This window comes from Paenibacillus sp. 276b (genome assembly GCF_900107875.1).
Lineage (GTDB): Bacteria > Bacillota > Bacilli > Paenibacillales > Paenibacillaceae > Paenibacillus > Paenibacillus marchantiae.
Map to the genome: position 1 here is coordinate 573,441 of NZ_FNRR01000003.1, position 23,239 is coordinate 596,679.

The 23,239-nt window shown below is 46.0% G+C and carries 21 protein-coding genes and 1 pseudogene; 9 read left to right on the forward strand and 13 right to left on the reverse strand.

Going from position 1 to position 23,239, the window contains the following annotated elements:
* Positions 1 to 80 precede the first annotated feature (80 nt).
* Positions 81 to 1,271 carry an MFS transporter gene (locus BLV50_RS18510; protein WP_090809304.1) on the forward strand — a complete coding sequence of 397 codons (1,191 nt, stop codon included), beginning with the start codon at positions 81 to 83 and terminating at the stop codon, positions 1,269 to 1,271.
* Between the two features lie 16 nt (positions 1,272 to 1,287).
* Here the strand turns inward: BLV50_RS18510 and BLV50_RS18515 are convergent, their stop codons facing one another.
* The gene (locus BLV50_RS18515) at positions 1,288 to 2,943 is read right to left on the reverse strand and encodes a helix-turn-helix domain-containing protein (RefSeq protein ID WP_072733868.1); all 1,656 of its coding nucleotides are present in this window, start codon (positions 2,941 to 2,943) and stop codon (positions 1,288 to 1,290) included.
* A 165-nt stretch (positions 2,944 to 3,108) separates the two neighbouring features.
* Between BLV50_RS18515 and BLV50_RS18520 the strand changes: the two genes are divergently transcribed.
* The 3 genes from BLV50_RS18520 to BLV50_RS18530 all read left to right on the forward strand — a co-directional run bounded on the left by BLV50_RS18520 (position 3,109) and on the right by BLV50_RS18530 (position 7,626).
* On the forward strand, positions 3,109 to 4,083 hold the full coding sequence (locus BLV50_RS18520) for an ABC transporter substrate-binding protein (protein ID WP_090809306.1): 975 nt from the start codon (positions 3,109 to 3,111) through the stop codon (positions 4,081 to 4,083).
* A gap of 34 nt (positions 4,084 to 4,117) precedes the next feature.
* Positions 4,118 to 5,161, forward strand: coding sequence for an NAD(P)/FAD-dependent oxidoreductase (locus tag BLV50_RS18525; protein ID WP_064641577.1), 1,044 nt, complete (start codon positions 4,118 to 4,120; stop codon positions 5,159 to 5,161).
* Between the two features lie 179 nt (positions 5,162 to 5,340).
* Positions 5,341 to 7,626: a 5'-nucleotidase C-terminal domain-containing protein gene (locus tag BLV50_RS18530; RefSeq protein WP_090809308.1), complete on the forward strand. Its 2,286-nt coding sequence runs from the start codon at positions 5,341 to 5,343 to the stop codon at positions 7,624 to 7,626.
* A gap of 118 nt (positions 7,627 to 7,744) precedes the next feature.
* Here BLV50_RS18530 and BLV50_RS18535 read toward each other — a convergent pair whose 3' ends face one another.
* Both BLV50_RS18535 and BLV50_RS18540 read right to left on the reverse strand, forming a co-directional pair.
* Positions 7,745 to 8,437 carry a hypothetical protein gene (locus BLV50_RS18535; RefSeq protein WP_090809310.1) on the reverse strand — a complete coding sequence of 231 codons (693 nt, stop codon included), beginning with the start codon at positions 8,435 to 8,437 and terminating at the stop codon, positions 7,745 to 7,747.
* 36 nt (positions 8,438 to 8,473) lie between these two features.
* Positions 8,474 to 9,412 carry a macrolide 2'-phosphotransferase gene (locus tag BLV50_RS18540; protein WP_090809312.1) on the reverse strand — a complete coding sequence of 313 codons (939 nt, stop codon included), beginning with the start codon at positions 9,410 to 9,412 and terminating at the stop codon, positions 8,474 to 8,476.
* 692 nt (positions 9,413 to 10,104) lie between these two features.
* Here BLV50_RS18540 and BLV50_RS18545 point away from each other — a divergent pair.
* The 3 genes and pseudogenes from BLV50_RS18545 to BLV50_RS18555 all read left to right on the forward strand — a co-directional run.
* Positions 10,105 to 11,550 carry a DEAD/DEAH box helicase gene (locus tag BLV50_RS18545; RefSeq protein ID WP_063565829.1) on the forward strand — a complete coding sequence of 482 codons (1,446 nt, stop codon included), beginning with the start codon at positions 10,105 to 10,107 and terminating at the stop codon, positions 11,548 to 11,550.
* A gap of 287 nt (positions 11,551 to 11,837) precedes the next feature.
* On the forward strand, positions 11,838 to 13,655 hold the full coding sequence (locus tag BLV50_RS18550) for an AbfB domain-containing protein (protein ID WP_256337997.1): 1,818 nt from the start codon (positions 11,838 to 11,840) through the stop codon (positions 13,653 to 13,655).
* A gap of 149 nt (positions 13,656 to 13,804) precedes the next feature.
* Positions 13,805 to 13,906: pseudogene (locus tag BLV50_RS18555) on the forward strand (hypothetical protein); the annotation flags it as partial.
* Here BLV50_RS18555 and BLV50_RS18560 read toward each other — a convergent pair.
* From BLV50_RS18560 to BLV50_RS18580, 5 genes are all read right to left on the reverse strand, one after another.
* Positions 13,901 to 14,479, reverse strand: a complete 579-nt coding sequence (locus BLV50_RS18560) for a hypothetical protein (protein ID WP_090809316.1) — start codon at positions 14,477 to 14,479, stop codon at positions 13,901 to 13,903. The pseudogene BLV50_RS18555 and the gene BLV50_RS18560 overlap by 6 nt on opposite strands.
* Positions 14,480 to 14,506: 27 nt before the next feature.
* On the reverse strand, positions 14,507 to 15,064 hold the full coding sequence (locus BLV50_RS18565; protein ID WP_090809318.1) for a class I SAM-dependent methyltransferase: 558 nt from the start codon (positions 15,062 to 15,064) through the stop codon (positions 14,507 to 14,509).
* A gap of 245 nt (positions 15,065 to 15,309) precedes the next feature.
* Complete coding sequence (locus BLV50_RS18570; RefSeq protein WP_090809320.1) at positions 15,310 to 15,855, reverse strand: GNAT family N-acetyltransferase; 546 nt, start codon at positions 15,853 to 15,855, stop codon at positions 15,310 to 15,312.
* 159 nt (positions 15,856 to 16,014) lie between these two features.
* On the reverse strand, positions 16,015 to 16,281 hold the full coding sequence (locus BLV50_RS18575; protein ID WP_063565824.1) for a CD3324 family protein: 267 nt from the start codon (positions 16,279 to 16,281) through the stop codon (positions 16,015 to 16,017).
* 259 nt (positions 16,282 to 16,540) lie between these two features.
* On the reverse strand, positions 16,541 to 17,440 hold the full coding sequence (locus tag BLV50_RS18580) for a helix-turn-helix transcriptional regulator (protein ID WP_079697048.1): 900 nt from the start codon (positions 17,438 to 17,440) through the stop codon (positions 16,541 to 16,543).
* Between the two features lie 74 nt (positions 17,441 to 17,514).
* Here BLV50_RS18580 and BLV50_RS18585 point away from each other — a divergent pair, with 74 nt between their 5' ends.
* Entirely contained in the window at positions 17,515 to 18,048 is a 534-nt protein-coding gene (locus BLV50_RS18585) for a dihydrofolate reductase family protein (protein ID WP_371129267.1), read from the forward strand.
* Positions 18,049 to 18,160: 112 nt separating this feature from the next.
* Here BLV50_RS18585 and BLV50_RS18590 read toward each other — a convergent pair whose 3' ends face one another.
* Genes BLV50_RS18590 through BLV50_RS18605 form a run of 4 tightly spaced genes read right to left on the reverse strand, consistent with a single transcriptional unit; the run spans position 18,161 to position 20,862 of the window.
* On the reverse strand, positions 18,161 to 19,285 hold the full coding sequence (locus BLV50_RS18590; protein WP_090809322.1) for an SGNH/GDSL hydrolase family protein: 1,125 nt from the start codon (positions 19,283 to 19,285) through the stop codon (positions 18,161 to 18,163).
* Positions 19,286 to 19,335: 50 nt separating this feature from the next.
* Positions 19,336 to 19,818 (reverse strand): SRPBCC family protein, encoded by a 483-nt coding sequence (locus BLV50_RS18595; protein WP_090809324.1) that lies wholly within the window; start codon positions 19,816 to 19,818, stop codon positions 19,336 to 19,338.
* Positions 19,819 to 19,871: 53 nt separating this feature from the next.
* The gene (locus BLV50_RS18600; RefSeq protein WP_090809326.1) at positions 19,872 to 20,240 is read right to left on the reverse strand and encodes a DUF4180 domain-containing protein; all 369 of its coding nucleotides are present in this window, start codon (positions 20,238 to 20,240) and stop codon (positions 19,872 to 19,874) included.
* 25 nt (positions 20,241 to 20,265) lie between these two features.
* Positions 20,266 to 20,862, reverse strand: coding sequence for a TetR/AcrR family transcriptional regulator (locus BLV50_RS18605; protein ID WP_090809328.1), 597 nt, complete (start codon positions 20,860 to 20,862; stop codon positions 20,266 to 20,268).
* Between the two features lie 206 nt (positions 20,863 to 21,068).
* On the opposite strand from BLV50_RS18605, the gene BLV50_RS18610 reads away from it, so the two are divergent.
* On the forward strand, positions 21,069 to 21,827 hold the full coding sequence (locus BLV50_RS18610) for an MBL fold metallo-hydrolase (RefSeq protein WP_090809330.1): 759 nt from the start codon (positions 21,069 to 21,071) through the stop codon (positions 21,825 to 21,827).
* Between the two features lie 37 nt (positions 21,828 to 21,864).
* On the opposite strand, the gene BLV50_RS18615 is transcribed toward BLV50_RS18610, so the two are convergent.
* A complete protein-coding gene (locus BLV50_RS18615) occupies positions 21,865 to 23,220 on the reverse strand; it encodes a sensor histidine kinase (protein ID WP_256337989.1) in 1,356 nt (451 codons plus the stop codon).
* Positions 23,221 to 23,239 lie beyond the last annotated feature (19 nt).

A 23,239-nucleotide genomic window follows, 5' to 3' on the forward strand; every position in this document is an offset into this window, starting at 1 on the left:
ATAGGTGAGGAGGCATTTTTTTAGTTTAATATATCTATTTTTCTGTATATATAAATATATTTGGAGGTCTAGACTTTAACATGAAATCGAAATCACAACAGGTTAATCCGTTACTCATCCTCATTCTGGCGCTCGGTGTATTCGCCATCATTACTACAGAAGTCGGCATTATCGGAGTACTGCCCCTGATCACGCAGAAATTCAACATCACCGCTGCACAGGCCGGATGGCTGGTAAGTATTTTCGCTCTCGTCGTTGCTGTGTCTGGCCCTTTCCTGACTTTGCTCGTATCTGGTATCAATCGTAAAACCATTTTGTTAACTGCCGTGCTATTGTTCGCCATTTCCAACGTAGTATATGCCTACACAACCCGATTCGACATGATGCTAATCTTTCGGATTATCCCGGCCATTTTCCATCCAGTCTTCTTCTCCGTTGCTCTCGTCACGGGTGCCAAGCTGGTCCCACCGGAAAAAAGCAGTCAGGCCGTTGCCAAAGTCTTTACCGGAATCACTGCCGGCTTTGCATTTGGCGTGCCCCTAACTTCCTATCTTGCGGAACGATTCTCGTTGGAGGCTGCGTTTTGGTTCGGAGCGGTTGTCAGTATCATTGCTTTCATCGGTATATGGATATGGTTGCCCTCGATGCCTGTGCAAGAGAAGATGTCTTATGGCAAACAGATCGGCATTTTGCGTAAACCTGCGCTGTGGCTAAATATTGCTACTGTCATTTTTATTTTTGCAGCGATGTTCTCCGTATATAGTTATTTCGCCGAATATCTGGGGCAAGTCACCCAAATGGGCGGTTCATGGATTAGTGTGATGCTCTTGGCCTTTGGTGTTATTATGATTGCCGGCAATTTGGTATTCGGACAGCTTCTGCATCGGAATATTCCGAGGACCGTTCTCCTCTTCCCGGTGCTATACATGGCGGCTTATTTACTCGTTTTCTATGCAGGTACCTACTTCACTCCGATGATTATCATGGTGTTCGTCTGGGGTGCGATTCACTCTGGCGGTCTGATTGTCAGCCAAACTTGGCTTACGACGGAATCTCATGAAGCGCCGGAATTCGGAAACAGCCTCTTTGTCTCTTTCTCTAATCTGGGGATTACCCTCGGTACCTCCATTGGTGGCTGGTTCATTGCCCAACTCGGCATCCATCAGGTCATCTGGAGCGGAATCATCTTTGGTTTGCTTGCTTTGGTATCCATCGTTGTCAAAATAAAATTTTTCACCTCTCGTAGTGGTAATTCAATTGAGACGGTATAAGAGTTAAGTGATCCGATCAGGAATGGAGCATTTTACGTTCAAGTATTAACTTCATCTGGGCATCCAGTTGGTAAGGCATAGATATGGGATCAGTAACTGCGAATTCCGTATACTCCGTCATATACACCTGGTTTTGCCTCACTGCAGGCATTTCCTGCCACCAGATGCTGCTGGACATATGTTGATACCGCTCCGAATCCAGTACCGTCAGGAACAAGTGGTCTCCTACATAGGATGCAACTTGCTCCTCTGAGATCATGAGATAAGCCTGACGGTCTATTAATTCCTTCTGTATACGTTCAGGTGCCTGGAGTCCAAGGCCATCATACAGATTGTAGGCTCCTCTGCACCAGTAATTCCCGAACACATAGATTGAGTCATCGCGTATTTCCATCACAGAGAACGTATCCGTACTCTGAATCATACCTTTCAACCGCGATCTCAGGCGCTGTGCCTTGCGCTCATATTGCTTCATTACCTTCTCCGCTTCAAACCCCTTACCAAAGACCTCACCAAGTTTCTGTAACAATACGAATGGCTTGTCGTCGTTCTGTGAAAAAATATATGTTGGCGCTATTGGCGACAACGTATCGTACTCCTCCTGATTTCCAACCAGAATCATCTCTGGCTGCAAATAGGAAATTTCCTGCGGGTCCAGCGGTACGCTGTTGACCTTATGGAAACTCGTACTCAACTTGCTTAGGTAATGCTCATTGGCTAGATTTTTGGCAACCGCTGCTGGGCGGATCCCAAGGGCAAGCAGATGACCGAGGCAACTCATCACACAGATGTTAGATGAACTTTTCCGATGGTTAAGAATGAACTGGCCCGGTGAGATTCCTTCCATCTGTTTAAATCGACGATTGAAATAGTATTCATCCCGATATCCCACCATAGCGGCCACCTCCTTCATACGCTCCCCGCGTAATAGCAGTTGTTTGGCATGTTCCATCCGCAGAGTTGTCATATAATCCGACAGATTCGTTCCTGTCAGCTGCCTGAACCAATGGGTAAACCTCCGCTTGCTAATCCTGGCCTGATCTGCCAACTCATCCACGGTAATTTCCTCGTTGTAACGGCCTTTTAGCTGCGTAATGATCTCGGATATGTTCGCTCTTGTATGCTCACTGGAGACTTCTCCTTCGTGCTCAGGGGTATCTTTCAGTACCATGCTCATCAATCTCTGAAACTGGGTGTGAATGCCGACTCGTTGTTTGCGATCCTGCGCCATACGGCGGTTTTCAATGGCCCGGATTCGCTGCACTATGGATCGAAATCCGGCCGTATCCGTTTCGCGGGTCTCTATAAGGGAAGGGGACATTTGGCGCTCAGGATCATGCAATGTAAATGCGATTAACCACACGGATAACAACGCCTCTTCATTCATCCGAATCTCTACAGTGTGTCCCGCATTGATGACCAGGGGCACCCCATATTGCAGTTCATTTATCTTACCATCGCAAATGAGCAGACCTTCCCCCTCCTCGACCACAATCATGAGGTCGGTGGTTAGCGTTTGTCGTGGAATGCCATCTTTATGCGATAGATGTTGTAGAGCCAACCCGTGAAGTTCGTAATAAATGTCGGGAACAACGTACCGGGTTTTGAGATGAGTCAGATCCACAGCTAGCTCTCCTTTTTTCTGATAACCATTATCAATTAGAATCATCATAACCCAACTCTTCCTTGGTTATCAATGACCGAAACTTGCCCACAACCAGCCTATTAATGCAAAAAAAACGTCCTATTATTCCATTGAATGCACCCTTGAACCGCATTACACTTGGTTTATTGATAATGATTATCAGTAAATGTTTAACCATACAGGGGGATATTCATGATACACAAAATGTCGAGATTCACCACGTTGCTCACCTTATGTTTGATTGTATTGGTTGCAACAGCTTGCGGTAAAACAGCCGATACAACAAGCAATACAGCACAGACCACCAGCCAAACTGAGGAAAAAGGAACCCAAATGGCGACTGATGCCTATGGTAACCAGGTGGAGATTCCCATAGCGCCCAAACGTATCGTATATACAGACAACACCGTTGGGGATCTATTAATTTTTGGTATCAAGCCTGTAGGTGTGGTACAGCAAGGTCTGCAATACGCGACGTATAAAGACGAACTGAAAGATGTTGCAGATATCGGCTGGCCGCCAAGTCCGGAGAAGATTGTGGAACTTCAGCCCGATCTGATTATTACATCAACTCCCGACCAAAAGCAGAATGAGACGCTCTCCAAGATCGCTCCGGTTATCCTGACCAATGAATGGGACCCTATGCCTGATCGGATCAAGCGACTGGGCGAGTGGCTCGGCAACAAGCAACTGCCTGAAGAATTTCTCGCACGTCATGAAGCTGAGATTGTGAAGATGTGGACCGCACTGCAGCAGGATGGCACCATTCAGAAGGACGAGACGGCATCCGTATTTCAATACATGATTGGCCAGAAAAGATTGAGTGTGTACACGACCAGTTACCTGACCGGTTTTGTCTATAACAAGGATGGATTCAAGCCAACCACAGCGATTCAGAAAATGATTGATAACCCGGATGACTATGGCTATGCCGATATTTCCACCGAACAGCTGCCCGAAATTGCTGGAGACCGAATTTTCATTGTGTATTACAGTGACGAAGAATTGAAGGAAGTTGAGAACATGACCAAGGGTCCCGTATGGAGCCAACTACCCGCTATCAAAGCCGGTAAAGTATATTTCGTGAATGGTGGGCTAGGTATATCAACAGATCCGCTGGCGAGGGAAGAACTGATCAAACAACTTCCTGTGATGCTCAAAAAATAAAGGGTTTCTGCCCAACGAATCATGGAGGTTAGCGATGAAAGATTCACTTGAACGATATGATGTGACCATCATCGGCGGAGGACCCGCCGGGTTATACACGGCTTTTTATAGCGGAATGAGAGAACTGAAGACCAAGGTCATAGAAGCACAGGATGAACTGGGCGGAAGAGTCCTGACCTATCCTGAGAAAATGATATGGGATGTTGGGGCCATGCCCCCAATTCGTGGGGAACAACTTATTGCCCAGTTGATTGGACAAGCCCACACATTTGATCCGACGATTGTGCTCGGCCAGCGGATTGTCGGCATGGAGCGTCAGGAAGATGGAACCATCCTGCTCACCGCTGATCACGGTCAGCAACATCTGACCAGGACCGTTATTCTGGCCATTGGCTATGGCGAGCGCCAGAACGTCAAGCTTGAGATTGAAGGAGCAGATCGCTTCGAGGTGACCAACCTGCACTACACGGTTCAGGAGTTAGAACGATTCCGGGATCAGCGGGTACTAATTTCGGGTGGAGGAGATTCCGCTGTGGACTGGGCCAATGAGTTACAGTCCATTGCCAGCAGCGTAACGATCGTTCATCGCCGGGATCATTTTGGCGGTCTGGAGCGAAGTGTTACGATGATGAAGAACTCCTCCGTCCAGGTTCGGACACCCTATACCATTGAAGCGCTCCACAGCAGCGACGGGACACAAATTGATCGTGTATCCCTCCTCCATACTGAGACGTCAGAGCGAGAGCAGTTGGAGGTTGATGCGGTCATCGTCAATCACGGCATGAAGTGCAATTATGGTTCCATCCGGAATTGGGGTCTGGATCTCGGTGAGTGGAACCTGGAGGTGGGAGCCGAGATGACGACCAACGTTCCCGGTGTATTCGCTGCAGGCGATTTTGTAGCCTATGATAGTAAAGTTGAATTACTGGCAGGCACTTTTACCAGCGGTATTCTCGCACTAAACAGTGCTAAGCGATATATACAACCAGATGCTTCACTAATGGCATATGTATCTTCACACAATGAGCTGTTCAAAGAGAAAAACCGGGCTTTGGGTATGGTTGAGGAAGAAGTTTAAACATATAGAGATACGCGTAGAGACCACTCTGATCACTCCCTATGGAATTTCCATGGAATGATCCAGAGTGGTCTCTTTTATTTGTCATTTTGTGGTTTACATTTACCAAATGTTTATCTAGTATTAACTCCAATAACACATATCTTTACATAACACTAGATAACAAGGGAGATTACAACATGCGCAAATTTTCGCCGAAACGTTACGCCGGATGGCCCTTATCATTCCTCTTATGTGCCTCCATCCTCTTCGCACCTTTTGCCTCCACTCCGGCTCAGGCTGCTGAAGCAGACAAGGAAACCAAGATTACGTTGCTGGGAACATCAGACATTCATGGCCGATTTATGCCGTGGGACTATGCCCTGGACGGTCCGAATCCGACAGGCAGCATGACGCAGTTGTACACGATTGTAAAAAAAGTACGTGCTGAGAATCCGAATACGATTCTGCTGGATGCAGGCGACATGATTCAGGACAACTCGGCTGAACTGTTCAACGATCAACCTCAATCTCCCATGATGGTCGCAATGAACGAAATGAAATATGACGCATGGGTTATGGGAAATCATGAATTTAACTTTGGATTGGACGTATTAGAGAAGATTTCCTCACAGTTCAAGGGACAACCCTTGGTAGGTAACATTTTCAAAGAAAACGGCGACCGCTACATGCCTGCTTATACGATTATTGAGAAAGACGGTATCAAGGTTGGTGTCATCGGAATGAACACACCTATGATTACGGAGTTCGAGAAAGGTACGGATCACCTGAATGGCCTCATTGTCAAAGATCCTGTAGAAGAGACCAAGAAGGCCATCGCTGAGCTGAAAGGCAAAGTGGATGTCATGGTTGGACTCATGCATATGGGACTGGATAACGAGAACGGGAACCCGGGCACCGGGGTCACGGATATCGCCAATGCCAACCCGGAGCTGGCTGCCATTTTTGCCGGACACATGCATACCCTGATTGAATCCCAAACGGTTAACGGCGTATTAATCTCCGAGCCGAACAAATATGGTTCACACATTTCACGGATTGACCTCACGTTTGCCAAAGAAGGCGACAAGGTTGTACTGAAAAGTAAGGAAGCACAAGCACTCGCTGTAAAAGCAGCTGATGGCTCTTATGAAGTGTCCGATCCCGGACTGGAAGATACACTGCACCCGTTTCATGAGTTCGCTCGTGCTGATGCCAACATTGAAGTAGCTGAACTAAAAGGAACCAACCTGGTGCCAGCAGATGAGATCAAAGGTATTCCTGCTGTGCAGATTCAGGAGACACCACTCTCAGACTTCTTCACTGAAGTCATGCTGCATTATAGCGATGCCGACGTTGTCGCGCACCAGATTGATAACGATAAGGCCAAGTTGGATGTCGGACCGATCAAGAAAAAGGATATCGCGTTCAACTACCAATATACCTTTGGTGAAGTAACGGTATATGAAGTGACCGGACGTGATCTGAAGGATTACATGGAATGGTCTGCGGGTTATTTTAACTCCACACGTCCTGGTGATGTGACGATCAGTTTTGATCCGAAACGACGTGCTTCCAAATACAGCACCGACGATTTCTTCGGCGGAGTGACGTATGAGATTGACCTGACCAAGCCTTACGGCAGTCGGATTACGAACCTAAAATACAGTAATGGCAAAGTGGTTAAAGAAGACGATACGCTCAAGCTCGGCATGAATGCCTACCGGATGGAAGCCCTGATTGCCAAAGGTGGGGCACTGGAAGGACGTAAGTTCAAGCAATTATGGTCCTCCAAGGATGCTTCAGCATTTGGCGAGATTCAAGGTACGATCCGTAATCTGTCCATTGCTTATCTCAAAGACGTGATGAAGGGCGTTTACGAACCGAAAATCCAGCACAACTGGAAAATCACTGGTGTGGACCTGACAGCACCTGCACGTGCAGATATCGTAGAGCTGATTAATGCTGGCATCATGTCTGTTCCTACAACGGAAGATGGCAAGTATACCAATATTGCGTCCATTAACATTTTGGATACGGTGACTCAAGAAGAAATGACCGCACTTGCCTCCAAAGCGAACGTAAGTATCGCGAAATTCTCTGGCGTGAAAACCAAAGGTGAGTTCTATCAAGAGCTGAATAAAGCTCGTAAGGCGTCCACTGGCAGTGGTGAGGAAGAGACTACTACACCTGAGAAGCCGACGACACCAACAGTACCGAAACCAGACACATCGAAACCTGGAAAACCATCGACATCACCAGGTACAAGTAAACCGGGTACAGTCGTTAAAGGTAAACAAGCCAAGGTTACTGCGGCCTACCTGAACATGCGCTCCAGCGCTTCATCCAAAGCCAAAGTAGTTACTGCCGTACCGAAAGGCACCGTCCTTGAAGTAATCAGTACAGATAAGTATGGCTGGGTCAAAGTGAAACTGGATGGACGCGTAGCTTATGTCTACGGAAAATACGTAACTATGCTGAAATAGACTTCCAATTGACGACTTTAGGTAATTAATCTATTCATAAGAAAGACCTCCTCCACAATGCATGTGGAAGAGGTCTTTTACTTTTTTTGGATTTTAGAGCCGTATGTTACGTGTTCACTTACTCCTGCGCTAAGCTTCGCACCCTTTTCACAAACTGCTCCAGCCTGGTACCATTCGTTTGTTTGGTGAATTCAAGCGCCTCGTTGGAGAACCCCTCATAGGCAGAAAGGACATAATCCCCATCGACGATATAGTACATACCATAACGAGAGAAGAAATAACCTCCATGTTGCTCGGACCCTACTCCCTTTTTGATCGCTGTAACTATTCTCTGACCAGGCATAAGTTTAGGCTCAAGCGCTGCAAACGCAGCGTTATAGAACAGTAATGTTTCCTTGGCTACATCTCCTCCTGTAATCACTTCGTGCACCTTTACTTTGTAAGAGACGAACTCAGCTTCGTAGGGAGTCATTCCCGTATTCTCCTGCTTTTCTGCCATTTTGCGTTCAGGTGTATCTGATTCAGTGGTCAACACCATACTGAGATTCGGCAGGACGTTCACAACCTCTGCCACAACAACTGCATCTGAGAAGTCCATGATTTCTCTAAAGGTCACTTTTTTCATCCATGGAGTCACGAGAGACTGTGGCGATAATGGGTAGTCCTCCCTCAGTTCCTGTAACCGTTCTGGGGAGAGAACATCTAAAAAATCTGATTCATCATTCGAGTTAGAAAAAGGGGCCGAGCAACCCAATAGACCGACTGTTAACGTGATTGCAAACAACCAACACATTACACGAAGTTGTGTCACGCATCCTTCTCCTCCCTAGCGTTTTCTCACCTTATATTAATCCCTCTTGACATCCCAGCTTGCAAGCATGCCTCTCGCCATTTCCATATTGGATTCTTCCCCAGTGATTAACGCAAACTGTGCCACAATTGCCGGGTATGCCGCCCACTGTTCTCGAATATGCTCCAACATCCGAGGCCACACCCTTCCCCCTGCCTTCTCATAGCGATTGAGCAAATCCCGCAAGCCTTCCTCTTCGAAGAGTGCATAATAGATAACAAAATCCTTGCCGGGATCGGCAATCTCCGCCTCAGTCCAATCAATAAGTCCAGTAACACGCTGGGCATCGTCGACGATAATGTGCGGCGGATGCAGATCACCGTGGTTGAACGTGGAGTGCTCAGGCCAATAGCTGTCCGTTGTCAGCCACGCTTCCCACCGACTGGCCAGTTGATCTGGCACCTCAAAGCTCTGTTTAATCTCTTCAATATTGGCTGCAAAAGCTTTACGAGCTTCTGTAGTCGTCTTGCTGCGCACTCCGCCCTTTACCGCCTCATCAGGATCAATGTTGTGCAATGCGGCAAGGGTAGCAGCGAGCGAATCGAAGAAATCATCGGATAAGCTTTCCTGTGGAAATCGCCATGCGTACCCTCCCCCTGCCGGATCTACGACCGCAATCGGTTCTCCATCAAGTAAAGGATAAGCGATCAGTTCCGGCGTACAAATCCGCCACTCCGGTACCTCTACCGGAAGATGGCTTTTTACAACCTCCAGCACCTTGCGCTCATTTTCAGCCCGCTCCCATACATCCTCACGCCGTGGCTGGCGTAGTATCCACTGTTGTCCCTGTCCATCGGTGGCAAACGCTACCCGAAAGTCCATACCTGACTCGTTAATTTTCATGGATTCCTCAGCAATATGAAGCCCGTTCTGTGCAGCTAAAGATTTTAGTTCCTTTTGAAATTCAAACTGCTCATTCACGTTCGATTTTGTCATTTCAGGATTTCCCCTTTACCTCAATAAAATAAAAAAACACAGACATCCATGCCTGTGCAGTTCATTTCGGATATTGGGTGTACCTGAATGCTCGCAGAAAAATAGTAGTACATTAAAGAACCACTCTAAACGAGTGTTTCTTTAATGTACTAGCGGCATACGTGTAAATAGGCAAACCGATCCCGATGAGCTGCACACAGGCAGAAACACAGCAAGCGCAAACAAACGTTTCGCCATACTATCTCCATCGGATAAAATTTGCCACACGTATCCCTCCGTTCCGTAAGTTACCAATATGTTAACATATTCCATTTTTTGATTCCAGCTTAAATGGTGGTTTTTTGTTTTTTTTCAGCGATGTGTAGGAACTTTGTTGACTCAGAAACCGTAACTGTCCCTTTGGATGGAGCCTTCTTCCGAGGAATCCTACAGCCCCGAACGTGCCGTAGAATTATGGGACTGGAGTTCAGAAAGAGTTGGTTTGCATCATACGATTTAAACATCATTGTGAATTACTCCGTTAACCCACCTGCATATAGAGTATAATGAAGAGGTATACGATAAATGTACGGTGCAATGCTTGTATATAAGCATATTGCATAATTCGATTCCAAACGCTCCCGTGTACAAGTCGCTTTAAGGAATTATGCAATATGCTCTTGTATTCAAAACTAACGTAAAAGAGGTTAACGATGAGTAAGCAACAATTTAAAGATTATGGACTTGGCGAAGAAATCGTAAAAGCGCTGGATAGCCTGGGCTATGAAACCCCAACGGAGGTTCAAACCAAAGTTATTCCAGTAGCCCTTGAAAATAAAGATCTTGTGGTCAAATCCCAAACAGGCAGCGGGAAAACAGCCGCCTACGGCATTCCAGTCTGTGAGCTGGTAGATTGGAACGAAAATAAACCGCAGGCTTTGATTCTCACGCCAACCCGCGAGCTGGCTTTGCAAGTGAACGAAGACATTACCAATATCGGACGCTTTAAGCGTATTAAAGCAACCGCATTATACGGTCAGTCCCCTTTTCATGTTCAGAAAGCTGAGTTAAAACAAAGAACGCATGTCGCTGTAGGCACACCCGGACGGGTATTGGACCATATCGAACGTGGCACCCTGCCGCTGGATCGGATCTCATACCTTGTCATTGACGAAGCGGATGAGATGCTGAATATGGGCTTCATCGAGACGGTACAATCCATTATTCAAGCACTGCCTAGTGAGCGAGTGACGATGTTATTTTCCGCGACGTTCCCTGAAGATGTAGCCAAGCTGTCGCGCAAATACATGAACAATCCGGTCGAGATTGAGATCAAAGCAAGTGGTCTTACAACAGCTACGATTGAACATGCAGTAATTCACGTGCCAGAGGTGAACAAAACGGCGCTGCTTCAGGACCTGTTTATTGTTGAGAACCCAGATAGCTGTATCGTGTTCTGTCGTACGCAGGAGAACGTGGATAAACTGTTCCGTGTTATGGCTGACCTCGATTATCCAGCGGATCGCATCCACGGAGGCATGGAACAAGATGAGCGCATCGAAGTAATGAATGCATTCAGAAGAGGACAATTCCGTTATCTGATTGCAACGGATGTAGCCGCACGCGGGATTGATATCACGAATATTACCCATGTCATCAACTACGATATTCCTTTGGAAAAAGAAGGCTATGTGCACCGTACAGGTCGTACGGGTCGCGCTGGTAAAACAGGTAAAGCCTTTACCTTGGTTACCCCGAAGGATGGCAGACGTCTAGCCGAGATCGAATCGTATATCGGATTTGCCATTCCTGTCGTGAAAGCTCCTTCCGAGGAAGCTGTTGACCGTCGTCGGGAAGAGTTCGAGAAGCGTTTGAAGATCGTGCCTGAACGCAAAAAGGACAAGCGTGAACAGTTGAACCAACAGATCATGAAGTTGAACTTCAACGGAGGTAAGAAAAAGAAACTCCGTGCGGTAGACTTTGTAGGCACCATCGCCAAGCTTGAAGGCGTCACTGCAGACGACATCGGGATCATTACGATTCTGGATAATGTGACGGATGTAGAGATCCTGAACGGCAAAGGCCCACTCGTACTGGAGCTCATGCAGAATACAACGATTAAGAAGATGCAGCTCAAGGTTCGCAAAGGTCATAAATAGATTTTGAATCTGTTTAAATAGAGTGTTATTCAAAAAGGGATAGTAGCTTATTTTATAAGTCTACGATCCCTTTTTTATATATTGAATGAGGTAAATTACTCGCTATCGCCGCTATATTCAGGATAAAGTTCCATTTGTTCATCAGGGTACACATTGTTCACTTGTACAAGATTCCATTTTTATTACACTAAATATGTAAACGCTTCACAAAGGACCGATATTAGGAGGTGTACGTAATGGGCAACAGGAAAGCAGTCTGGTTTCTGGTCTTCGCGCTCACGCTAACCATGTTTGGTGTTCTTCCAGAACGGACCAGCGCGGCAAGCGTGACCATCACCAACGGTTCCGATTGGCTGGATACCGCAGGCAACCCCATTCAGGCCAATAGCGGAAACATTCTGAAAGTCGGCAGCACGTATTATTGGTACGGAGAGCATGCGGTCAGCGGTAAGTTTGACAGCGTTAATGTCTATACTTCAACCGATCTGAAGAACTGGACGTTCAGCAATGCCATACTGACCAAGGATTCGGCCACCGAGCTAGCCTCCAGCAAAATTGAACGTCCCAAAGTCATCTACAATGCCTCCACGAAACAGTATGTGCTATGGGCGCATTACGAGAACGGTAATGATTACAATCTGGGGCGGGTTGCGGTAGCGACCAGCAGTACACCGAACGGAAAATTCACGTATGAGGGAAGTTTTCGACCTTTGGATTACGAGTCACGCGACATGACTGTTTTCGTAGATACAGACGGTACAGGTTATCTGATCACAGCATCCCGCAAGAATGGCGGGGCCAATGATACCATGGCTATTTTCAAAATGAACGCCAGCTATACCGGTGTGGATTCCTTTGTGGGTTGGCAATTCGAGAATGCCTATCGCGAAGCTCCTGCCGTTGTGAAAAAAGGAAATCGTTACTACCTCTTCACCTCCCAGGCTGCTGGCTGGTATCCGAATCAGGGAGCGTATGCAACCGCATCGTCCATGACAGGCACGTGGTCCGCTCTTACACCTTATGGCAATCCATCGGCCTTCGGCTCCCAGATCCATGATATTGCCACCATTACAGGCAGCAACACCACATCCTATATTTATATGGGCGACCGCTGGAATCCACTTAATCTTGGTGAACATAAACATATCTGGCTTCCTTTAACCTTGAACGATTCAAACGGAACCGCCTCACTGGAATGGTACAAAGAGTGGAATATCGATGCTGTAACAGGCACGGTAACGCCACCTTCTCTTGTTAATCACGCCCAAGGCAAAACAGCTACCGCCATCTCCACAGCCTCCGGCTCATCTGCATCCAATGTCAATGACGGCAACTATCAGACTTCTTGGGCAGCATCGTCCAGTACTTGGCCAGCTTGGTGGCAGGTCGATTTCGGTGCACCGAAGACCATCACAGAGATCGATATCTCCTGGTTTATGTATAAAGGATCGGAAGGCTATTATAAGTACAAAATTGAGATCAGCAACGATGGCGTCAACTACTCCACGCTGGATCGAACCAGCAACACCACCTATGGGTTTACGACCGACGCTGTACATTTTACCGCCCGGTATGTACGTATCAATATGGTCAACGCTGTCCTGTGGAACAATCCGGGTAACTGGTACACCCCAACCCTGCATGAGGTCAAAATGTTAGGCCCAGCAACACCTGATGCGACGAATTACAGCCGTTTCAGCTCCTTCAATTATCCGGATCGGTACATCCGTCATTCCAACTTCACTGCACGGATCGACACCAACGTCTCACCTTTACTGGATTCCCAGTTCCGCGTCGTACCCGGCTTGGCCAGCTCTACAGGTATCTCACTGGAGTCTATCAACTTTCCTGGCTACTTCCTGAAGCGCAACGCCAGCAACAAAATCGTACTTGAGGCATACACGGATACCGCCGCCTATAAAGGAGATGCCACATTCCTGAGCAGCCCCGGCTGGGCTGACAGCTCCAAATTATCCCTCCAGTCGTACAGCCAGCCCGGATATTACATCCGACATTACGACTACGTATTGCAGCTGGATGCCATCAATGCTTCCAGCAGCACAACGGTGAAGGGTGACGCCACGTTTGGGCGAACCGATTTTTAGTTTAGCGATCGGAGATGAGAATGAGCATCCACATCTCGAAAAAAGGCCGCTTCTTCAGAACTCATACTGAAGACGTGGCCTCTTTTGCTGTATAAAATTTATGATTGGTGTGTACCTACTTGAAGGGGCCTATCTAGGTAAATTATTCCTTAACACTCAGGGGGCAAAGCCTGATGCCGATTCTCGAGGAAATATGCAAATGGGGAGTACACAACGTACCGGACTCACAGACTCTAAATGAATTACTATGACTTATTGATGATCTCCAAGAATGCCTTCATATTGTATGTGTCGTCCTGAATGCGCCATTCCCCTTGTTCTTGTAAAAAGGTAATCTCCCCTTCTAACGGAATGGTCTTCTTATCTTCTCCATCATAATTCGTAAATACCAAATTTAGCGTGTACTCCACGAGCATCCAATCAGTTTTACTTTCTTTCATCTTCGCTTTTATATCTTCAGCATGCAGTGACGCATCTTCTTTGTCTGCCAACTGGAATGGCAAACCCACACTATTTCTTTCAAGATTCCGTTCAGTCAGGAAGGGCTTCAAAATCTCTTTCTTGGCTAGCACATTTTCTACGGTTAATAATTCTTCACCCTTCGTGTTATCCACTGCAAACTCCGCCTTTTTATAATCCAAGGTCATTTCAAGAGCCTGCTGCTCTTCCTGGGCCGATGCCTTTTGGTTCGTCAATATACTCAACTGACTAGTTGAAGATGGAGCTGGCTCTTGAATATTTTCGGTTTTTGGGGACTCGTTACACCCCATCATTATGATAGACATCAGAGTAACTGTTCCGATGATATAATTTAATTTACGCAAAATCATCCTCCATCCTGTGCGTTCTTGTTATCGACTACAGCTGAATACATAAGCGGGCGGCAGGTTACGGTACACCCTTGTCATGCTTACGTTTTCGAAAAATTGCTTGAGCAATCCCCGTTTGAGTAACGTGTATTGAAAAGTAATGAACTTTCCATCTTTCTTCAAATATTGCCTTGATTTAGCTAAAATGTCCAGTGATACCTCCGCAGGCAGACTCGCAAAAGGCAGTCCGGATACAATGTAATCAACCTTGTCCAGTCCATATTGTTGCAATTGCTGATCGACATGCACGGCAGAATCGTGAATGATGTGTAAATTCGGAAGATGACCGTACTTTTTGCGAAGCAGCCGGCAGAAGCGGGCGTTGTTTTCAATCAGAATCAGGACCGTCCCTGGCTGTATGTTCGCAAGCAGCATTTCCGTAAACACCCCCGTGCCCGGCCCATACTCCACAATGCATGATGCACGGTCAAATTCGATGTCTTTCACCATTTTCGCTGCTAGATATTTTGAGCTGGGGGCAATCGCCCCAATCCATCTGGGACCCTGGATGTATTGCTTCAAAAAAGATAACCACTCCATGCTGTCCGACCCCCTAAGTTGATTTCTGAGATCAGTATAGAATTCAAATCTGTAGAAGCAGTCGATGAAACTAAGAAGAATAATGAAGATTTGCGACCTTGGCATGCTATATCATATTCCGGAAGGACAAACCTTGCGAATGCTGCCGGTTAAATGCGTAGAAATATCCACAAACAAAAAAAGAGCCTACCGGATTACTCCTTAGGCCCTTAAATATAATCAAAATAAAATATCTAAAATAACGATTAACGGTTTGAAAATCTGAATATCAACTTTTCTCCATCATGCGTTTGGTCCTGAAGCTCCTTATAATTGCCCTGGGTATAGTTCGATACAGTCTTTCGCCAAAAGTGTTGACCTACTTTATTTTTCTCCGAAGGATTCGTGAACAACTCCCATCGGCCCCGATATCTCTGGAATACCTCTTTTGCAGCGTGCTCTGCGATCCCCACACCTCTGAATGGCTGCATTAGAAAGAATTCATGTACAAAGAAATCCGTGTCTGCTGAACAATGAGGCGCAGTAGCCACAAATACAAAACCTGCTGGTACACCATCTACTCTAATCAAAAATGCATAGAGGACGTTCGGTTTTTCCCACCATATGTTCTGGACATCATATTGATCTTGCAACGTTTTGTAATCATCACCCATTTCAAATATCCCATGTTGATTCGGAGTGTGTTCTGCTTTCAGCCCATAATGTCCGGATAAATCATGAAGGTAGAGAGGATACATGTTTTTGATGATATATGCCTCATTGTTATGCGCTAACTGTAAGTCAATTTTCATTTTGGCTCCCCCCACAGCTGACGTAATGTTTTGTTAGTAACCGTTCTATATTCTCATTGTATGGGTCTTCTTTCGCACAATATAGGCAGCAAACCATTTAAACTAATCCCTGCACAAAAAGCCACATTCGATTTCTCGAATGCAGCTCTAACCCTTAAATCACTTTTTGGAATATACAATTTTCTTGATACTATCGATGGACAAACAAAATTGTTCTGTGAGTTGGTCGATGGACATGCCCGCAGCAAATAGCTGGCGGATCTCATCGTTCCTTTGCTTCAAAATCATCCGGCTGCCCGAATTCTCGCCCCACTTTTGATGGGTTTCCTTGGGTTTGGGGATGTACACCATTCCACCAGGGATATGACGCTGGATCTCCTTTAGCAAGGATTCCGGAAAGATCGTGTCTGCGTTAATATATTTCATATTTGCTCCGCTCCTTAAAAGTTAAGATCTTTAAGGCAGCAGAGTCAACCGATGAACACTTGTTATACGCATTATAGTGGTGTGGCGGAAATAGATTTCAAGCTCTATAAAAACAACCGCCGTTGTTCATCGCATGGACTCTGCATAGAGCGGATCGTGAAACTTCTTATAAATTGAATCATGGTAGCCCCCCATTCTAAGTTACTTTCATGGTACTCTTATATGTTCCATATGAGAACACGATATCCTTTTACAACATTCAATACTGATTCAAACTCCGTTCCAGCATCTCTCTCACTTGTTGTTGCAGCTCCAGAGGCTCAATTACCTTCACTTCAGGCCCATAGGAGAGCAGCTTCCGCGCTGTAAAAGGAAACTCCTCAGGCGGGACAAGTCCTCTCCACTCATTCCCTCCAACCGACTTGAACAGTACATCTGATCCTGCCAGTCTCGCCCCAAAATCCGTGAATTGCAGCACCACTTCTACGCTTTTTCTATTTTCCTTATAATTCAGCCACTCTTTCAAACTAGGAACCGACTCGTCGATAGAATCCAGCATAACCAGCTCCTGCATGCGATCCACCCGATACAACAGCACCCGATCCTTCCTACTGGCCGGCATATACCAATACCCGTGATCGTAATAGATGCCGATGGGGAAGACCTGTACTTTTTTATGTCCCTGCCGGGAATGATATATAAATTCAATCTCTCTTTGATCTACTGCCGCGCCTAATATCTCTGTTGTTACTGCCTCGACCTGTACAGCATGATGTTGAAGGAACGTAATGTGCTGCCTCATCCGTGTAATCAGATCCTGTACATCCTGAGGCAAAGTTGAATAATATTCCTCGGCCAGATGCTCACGAATCGATCCATACGGAAAATCCGGGACGTTCTCCAAATATTCAATCATCATAAACAACCCCAAAGCCTCATGCTGTGTAAGTTGAAGAGGTGGCAAAATCCGATTAGGAAGCACTCGGTAACCCCCGTTCACTCCGACCTCCGTATACAAAGGAAAGCCCAACTCCTGCAGATCATTCAGATCTCGCTGGATCGTACGAATCGACACCTGAAAACGCTCCGCCAATTCACGAGCCGTAAATTTCTTTCTCGAATCCATGAGTCGCATCAATGCGAGTTTTCGATTATTCATGTTCACCCCACCTAACTACGTCAACATTTGTCATAGATGGAGTGTATCATACATTTCAGAAGGGAGCGATTGATATGTCTAACAATAAAGTTGTGTTATATATTGCGATGAGTCTGGATGGGTACATTGCAAGACCGGATGGTTCGGTGGATTGGCTGTTTGATGTGGAAGGCGATGGTGGCGATAACGGGTATGGCGAGTTCTATTCAACGATTGGATCGGTGGTTATGGGACGTCTTACGTATGAAGAGGTGCTCAAGCTGTCAGAGGATTTCCCCTATGCGGATCGCCCGACGTATGTACTTTCCCGTTCCAAACAAGCCCCTGCACCACATGTACAATTTACGGACGAGGCTGTGGAGAACCTGATTCCTCGCTTGAAGCAGGACTCCAGCGGTGACATTTGGATTGTTGGCGGAGGCCAGCTGGTGCAAGCCGTTCTGGAACAACAACTGCTCGATGAGGTTGAGATTGCCATTATTCCGAAAATTCTTGGTGATGGAATCCCCCTCTTTCCAACAGGAACGGTACCAACCCATTTCAAAATGGCTCATACGCAGACGTTGGGGCAGATCATTTCGATCCGCTATCAGGTACAAGGGAAGTAACTTTAGCGTAGTTAACACATCCCTTTCGATGTATAAGGTGTACTAAAAGAAGAGCCAGGCCTCTCTAACTAAGAGAGGTCTGGCTCTTCCGATTTCAAATGTAAATTAAAATTTATTTTAAAATTTCCTTTAGATATTCCGATAACGCATCAGCAGTTCTTCGATGAGATAACTCACCCGGATGGCTTCTGGCGCCTACCGTCTCCTCGGTCGTATTGGGAAGCTGTATAACCGTAACTTTTGTATCTCCAGCCTGTTTCGTATACGCGTCAACAGCACGATAAATCGCTGGCATCATCGGGAACCCAAGCATACCGTATGCCCATAAGAGATGCGCCTCAGGATTGTTTTTTCGAAGTTGAATTAGGAAGCGGGTCACGGCATTCTCAAAAGCAGCAAGATCCTCTTCATGGTAAGTCCCGTCTTCGTTCAGGCGTTGCTTGTACACCTTTCCGGTAGCGGGGTCCTTCCATGCCGGAGTTTGAAAAGCTCCTCCATCATTGCTTCCCAGGTTAATCACCACTACATCTGGCTGCCAGGCGTTAAAATCATGCTTGTCCCCTGCCCCAAGCGCTGCGTTCTTATCTCCGGTCACCAATCCACAGATTTGCTCGTAATAAGCAGGGATATTGGCATTCGGATTGTTATCCCAACTCGTCAGCACACCCCAGCCGCTCTGGGAGATGACGCGGTATTCTGCATTCAGCGCTTCTGCTGTCATGGCCGTATAATTATGTATGGCACTGAACCACATCGGAATCCAATCCTCTTCCGCTTTGGCCCCGATCGCACCTTCTCCAGATGTAATACTGTCGCCGATAAATTCAATCTTGTACGGTTTTTCCTCTACAGGCACGAAGACACCATCTGATTTCACCGCATGAATCTGCAAGGAACAGCCCGGATCTCCATTCATGGCCTGTACATCTTTGACGATGCGTACATTTTTCACCACATTCTCGTTCATTCCTCGGAATATGCAGACCCAATACCTTCCTGCTATTAACATCTGTCTGCTCACCGGGACTCCGTTAATCAGAATGCTGATCCAAGGCTCATACAGGTCATAATCAGACTCGATTTCTACCCACAACTCAGAGCCTTTTACATGAAGTTCAACCGCGCTTCCAGTCCAAAATAAGGTTAAGGGCGACCGTTGTCTTGTCGTTCTGCCATGTACTTTAAGATTGCTGACATCAGACAATGCGTACGTTTGTAATTTCTCATTAGCCTTCACGATGTATTTCCTCCCGCATGATTATTGCCCCAAAGGGCAGTCTCATATGACTAGATTTTGAGAAAATGGTCTACATGCTTCTGGTATTGCTCGTACCAGATTTTCCATTCTGCTTCACGAGATTCCAAGGTACGACCATCCAGTAATGCCTCAATGACGTTCAGGCAGACATGCCACCCCGCTAAATCCTTAGGTGTATGGCTTGTGATGTGATGGAGGGTTTCGAGCAGCAGCAGACGACATCCATTCGGCTCTGGATATAGCTCAAACCGAACCCGGTCTTCTGCCCAGGTATATTCGAGAACAGAGCCAGGGATAAGCTCGATAATGTTGAGTTCCTTAAAGGTACCATCCGGCATATTAAACTGGATGCTTCCCCCTTCCCGAAGATCCGTTACTTCGAGTTCGGAGAACCATTTTGCAAGCTTTTCGTTTTCCGTCAAAAAGGACCATACATCCTCCGCAGCGTGCTTCCAATGACGTTCAAAACAAGCCAGGGTGCCATTCGGTACTCGCTTCAAATCTGCAATCATAATGGTACCCCCTCCATAAAGATAGATCATGACTTACCACTCTAAATATGAAATTAATCGATATTATGCAAAGCCTGAAGTGCTTCCTCTTTGTTTTTCAAAAAGAAAACATGCTTGCCATGGTTACACTCATAGATGAAGTCTCTGAGGCTTTTGCTGTTGTATCCGTCAAAATCTCCGACTATGGCAAGTTTAACCTGGTAATTCACATATTTCTGCAAAATATCACCTGCAAGTTTGGTCTTCAATTCGAAGAAATCTTCGGTGAGGTTGGATTTATCAATCAAGATTTTATGAGCGTCATCTGTGTAGTTCACGGAGGCCATCAGATCAAGAGCGTCTTGAACATTGTTAATAACGACGTCATTACTTTCGATGATGGCAACCTTGGAGCTGCCCTGTTGATCAATGATTATATTCATTTTAACCCACCTTCCCCTTATTACATTATTGGATTAATATTCGGTCATCCATAAATTGAGTGATATGAAGTACGGCATGCCGGATATACTTGCTATCTTCATAAAGCTTGCTTAACATAACGCCTCCCTCAATAATGGCGATGATGTTGCTGCTCACTTCCTCCAGTGCAATATCTGCCCTGAATTCCTTTTGCTCCGTACCCTGAATAAGGACCTGTGTCAGCTCATTCAGCAGATTGGTCATGGCATGCTGTGCCCTTTCTTTCAGCAAAGGGTGTGCATCATCACTTTCAACCGCAGTATTTAGTAGGGGGCATCCCCCTTCCAGCGTATTGTTTTCCATCATATCAATATAAACGCCGCATATGGCTAGTAGTTTGTCTTTGGAACTTGTGACGCCTTTAAGAGCCTGTGAGTGGAATTGCAGCATCTGTGATACCGAGTAATCAAAAGCAGCCAGTGCTATCTCATCTTTACTTTCAAAATGATTATAAATCCCGCCCTTGCGAACGCCGCAACGTTCTATAATTTCAGACAGGGAGGCACCGGTATATCCCTTCGTGTTAAAAAGTGCTGCCGATTCACGAATAATATGTTCTTTGGTGATTTGGCCTTTGCGCACAATGCTCCCTCCGTTTCCATTCATACCGATTGGTCTTAAAATATCATACGCCTATGGCTTAATACAAGCACGCATTCATACGTATGCTGTACATGAAAACAAAAAATCAAGGATGTTGCATGAGAAGCACGGTTTATGTTATTTTAAAACAGACCGGTCGGTATTATTTTAGCAAATACATGTTATATCTAAGGAGAATTTCCGCCATGACGCTAACCATTCAACATATCCGCCATGCCACCTCCCTGATCACCATACAAGGGAAAACGATTCTGCTCGATCCAATGTTAAGTGATGCGGGAGAACTTCCGCCTATTCCCTTCACACGTCATATTCGTAGAAACCCAACCGTCCCCATATCTGTGCCTCTAGAAACTTTCGAACACATTGATGCGATCCTCGTTACACATTTGCATGTTGACCACTTTGACAAAACGGCAAAGAAGATACTCAATAAAAAGATACCTGTACTTTGCCAGCCGGAGGATCAACAACGCATTATATCGTGGGGGTTCGAGAATGTATTCCCTATCGAGCAGTTCAGACACTGGGAGGGTATTGATTTTACAAGAATTCGTGGTCAGCACGCAAAAGGGAACATCTCCAAACTGCTTGGCCCCGTATCCGGGTTTATCCTGAAGTCACCTGACGACGGATCGTTGTATATTGTGGGTGATTGTGTCCTTACAGATCAGATTAAGCACGTGTTCGAGCAGCACAAACCCCGGATATGCATCGTCAATGCACCCAACGCTCAACTGTTATTTGGTTCCATTATTACAATGATACCCGAGGATATCGGTACAATCCTGAAGATTTCACCTTCCACCAAAGTTGTTGCTGTACATATGGATGCCATCCGACATTGCACTTCATCAAGAAAGGATCTATTACAGTATATAGAACAGCAGCAGTTATTAGATTCAGTCGTGATTCCTGAGGATGGAGAATACATTTACTTTTGAAATATAAAGACTGGCACAAAATAACGCCCTGTATTCATCACCCACGATCTGGATAGAAAGCGTAGTCTGCACCGTCCTCATTAATAAGATTCGCTTTAGGAATGGATACAACAAACGCGGAGCCCTTTTCGCCTTGCGGCGCCGATTTCACGCTAATTCGGCCTTCCAGAGACTGAACGATATCACGTACATGGGACAGGCCAATTCCGGTTGCTGCAATGCCCACTTCATTGAATTTGGTTGTATAACCCGGTTCGAAGATCACGTCTCGCTTTGCCTCGGGTACACCTTTCCCAGAATCGATGACTACAAATTGCACATCGGCTCCCTCTTCCAATACTCGAATCCGAATCGTTCCGTCGTTCTTAATAGCTTCCACGGCATTGGCGATCAGATTATTCATTACAGTTAAGAGAGGAACATAGTAAGGGGAGTCGCAATCATATTGTTGCTCGATATGGATTTCAATCTTTTTGTTCAACATTTCACTATATTTCCGATTTCCCTTGGTCGCAAAGTTCAGTACCTCGGAAAGGCCCATATTCACTGATTTTTCACTATCGTACAATTTCAACAGACCTGCAAGGATACGTTGGGAGTCTTTTTTGACCTCATGAATCTGTTGAGCAATGCCGAGCGTCCGCTGGCTGTATTGGTTCAAGTCCTTCTCTCTGAGATCGCGATAAAGGTCGTAGCTGTCCACGGCAATGCCTTCAATCGTATTCATGGCTTTTTTCAGATAAAAGACTTCACCGTACAGACCTGAGTTAACGCTCAGCATCTGCTCCATCCGCTTCTCCTGCTCAGCATGCAGCAATCGCATCTGCCTCACCGCAAAGCTGTTATACAGCCCGATGATAAAGTAGCTTCGCAAACCACCGAGCACCAGCAAATAAAGCCATTCTTTCATATAAAAGATATTGGTCCCACTCAACACACCGCGAATGAATAGCTCCACGAGATTCGAGGAAAAATCAATGCACGTAATCAATCCACCTAGTACAAGAGGCGGTATCTCATGGAATCTGTTCTTGAGTTTGCTGAGGCCATAGGTGAACACGACATAATACATTCCCGCGCCCAGATTATCCTGCATGCTTTCGATGATCGAGATCGAATTCACATGATTCAGTAAGTCAGCCGATTGAAAAATGAAGTTCGCAATCCCCGCCAAAATCCCCGTCTTCACATAAGACAGATGCGGCATAAGCATCAGCAAAAATAAAAGTATACTTACACCCAGACCAATCCGGAAGTAATCTTCTCGAAAAGGATTTATTTTAAAAAGCGCTCCCACAGCTGTAGCAAAAGCAACTGCAGTCATTTGCACATTTTCATTACGAACCCAATTGCGCATCTTATCCCACCCACCATAATCCCAATTAAGCGCCAAAGCTTCATTCGCACTTCTG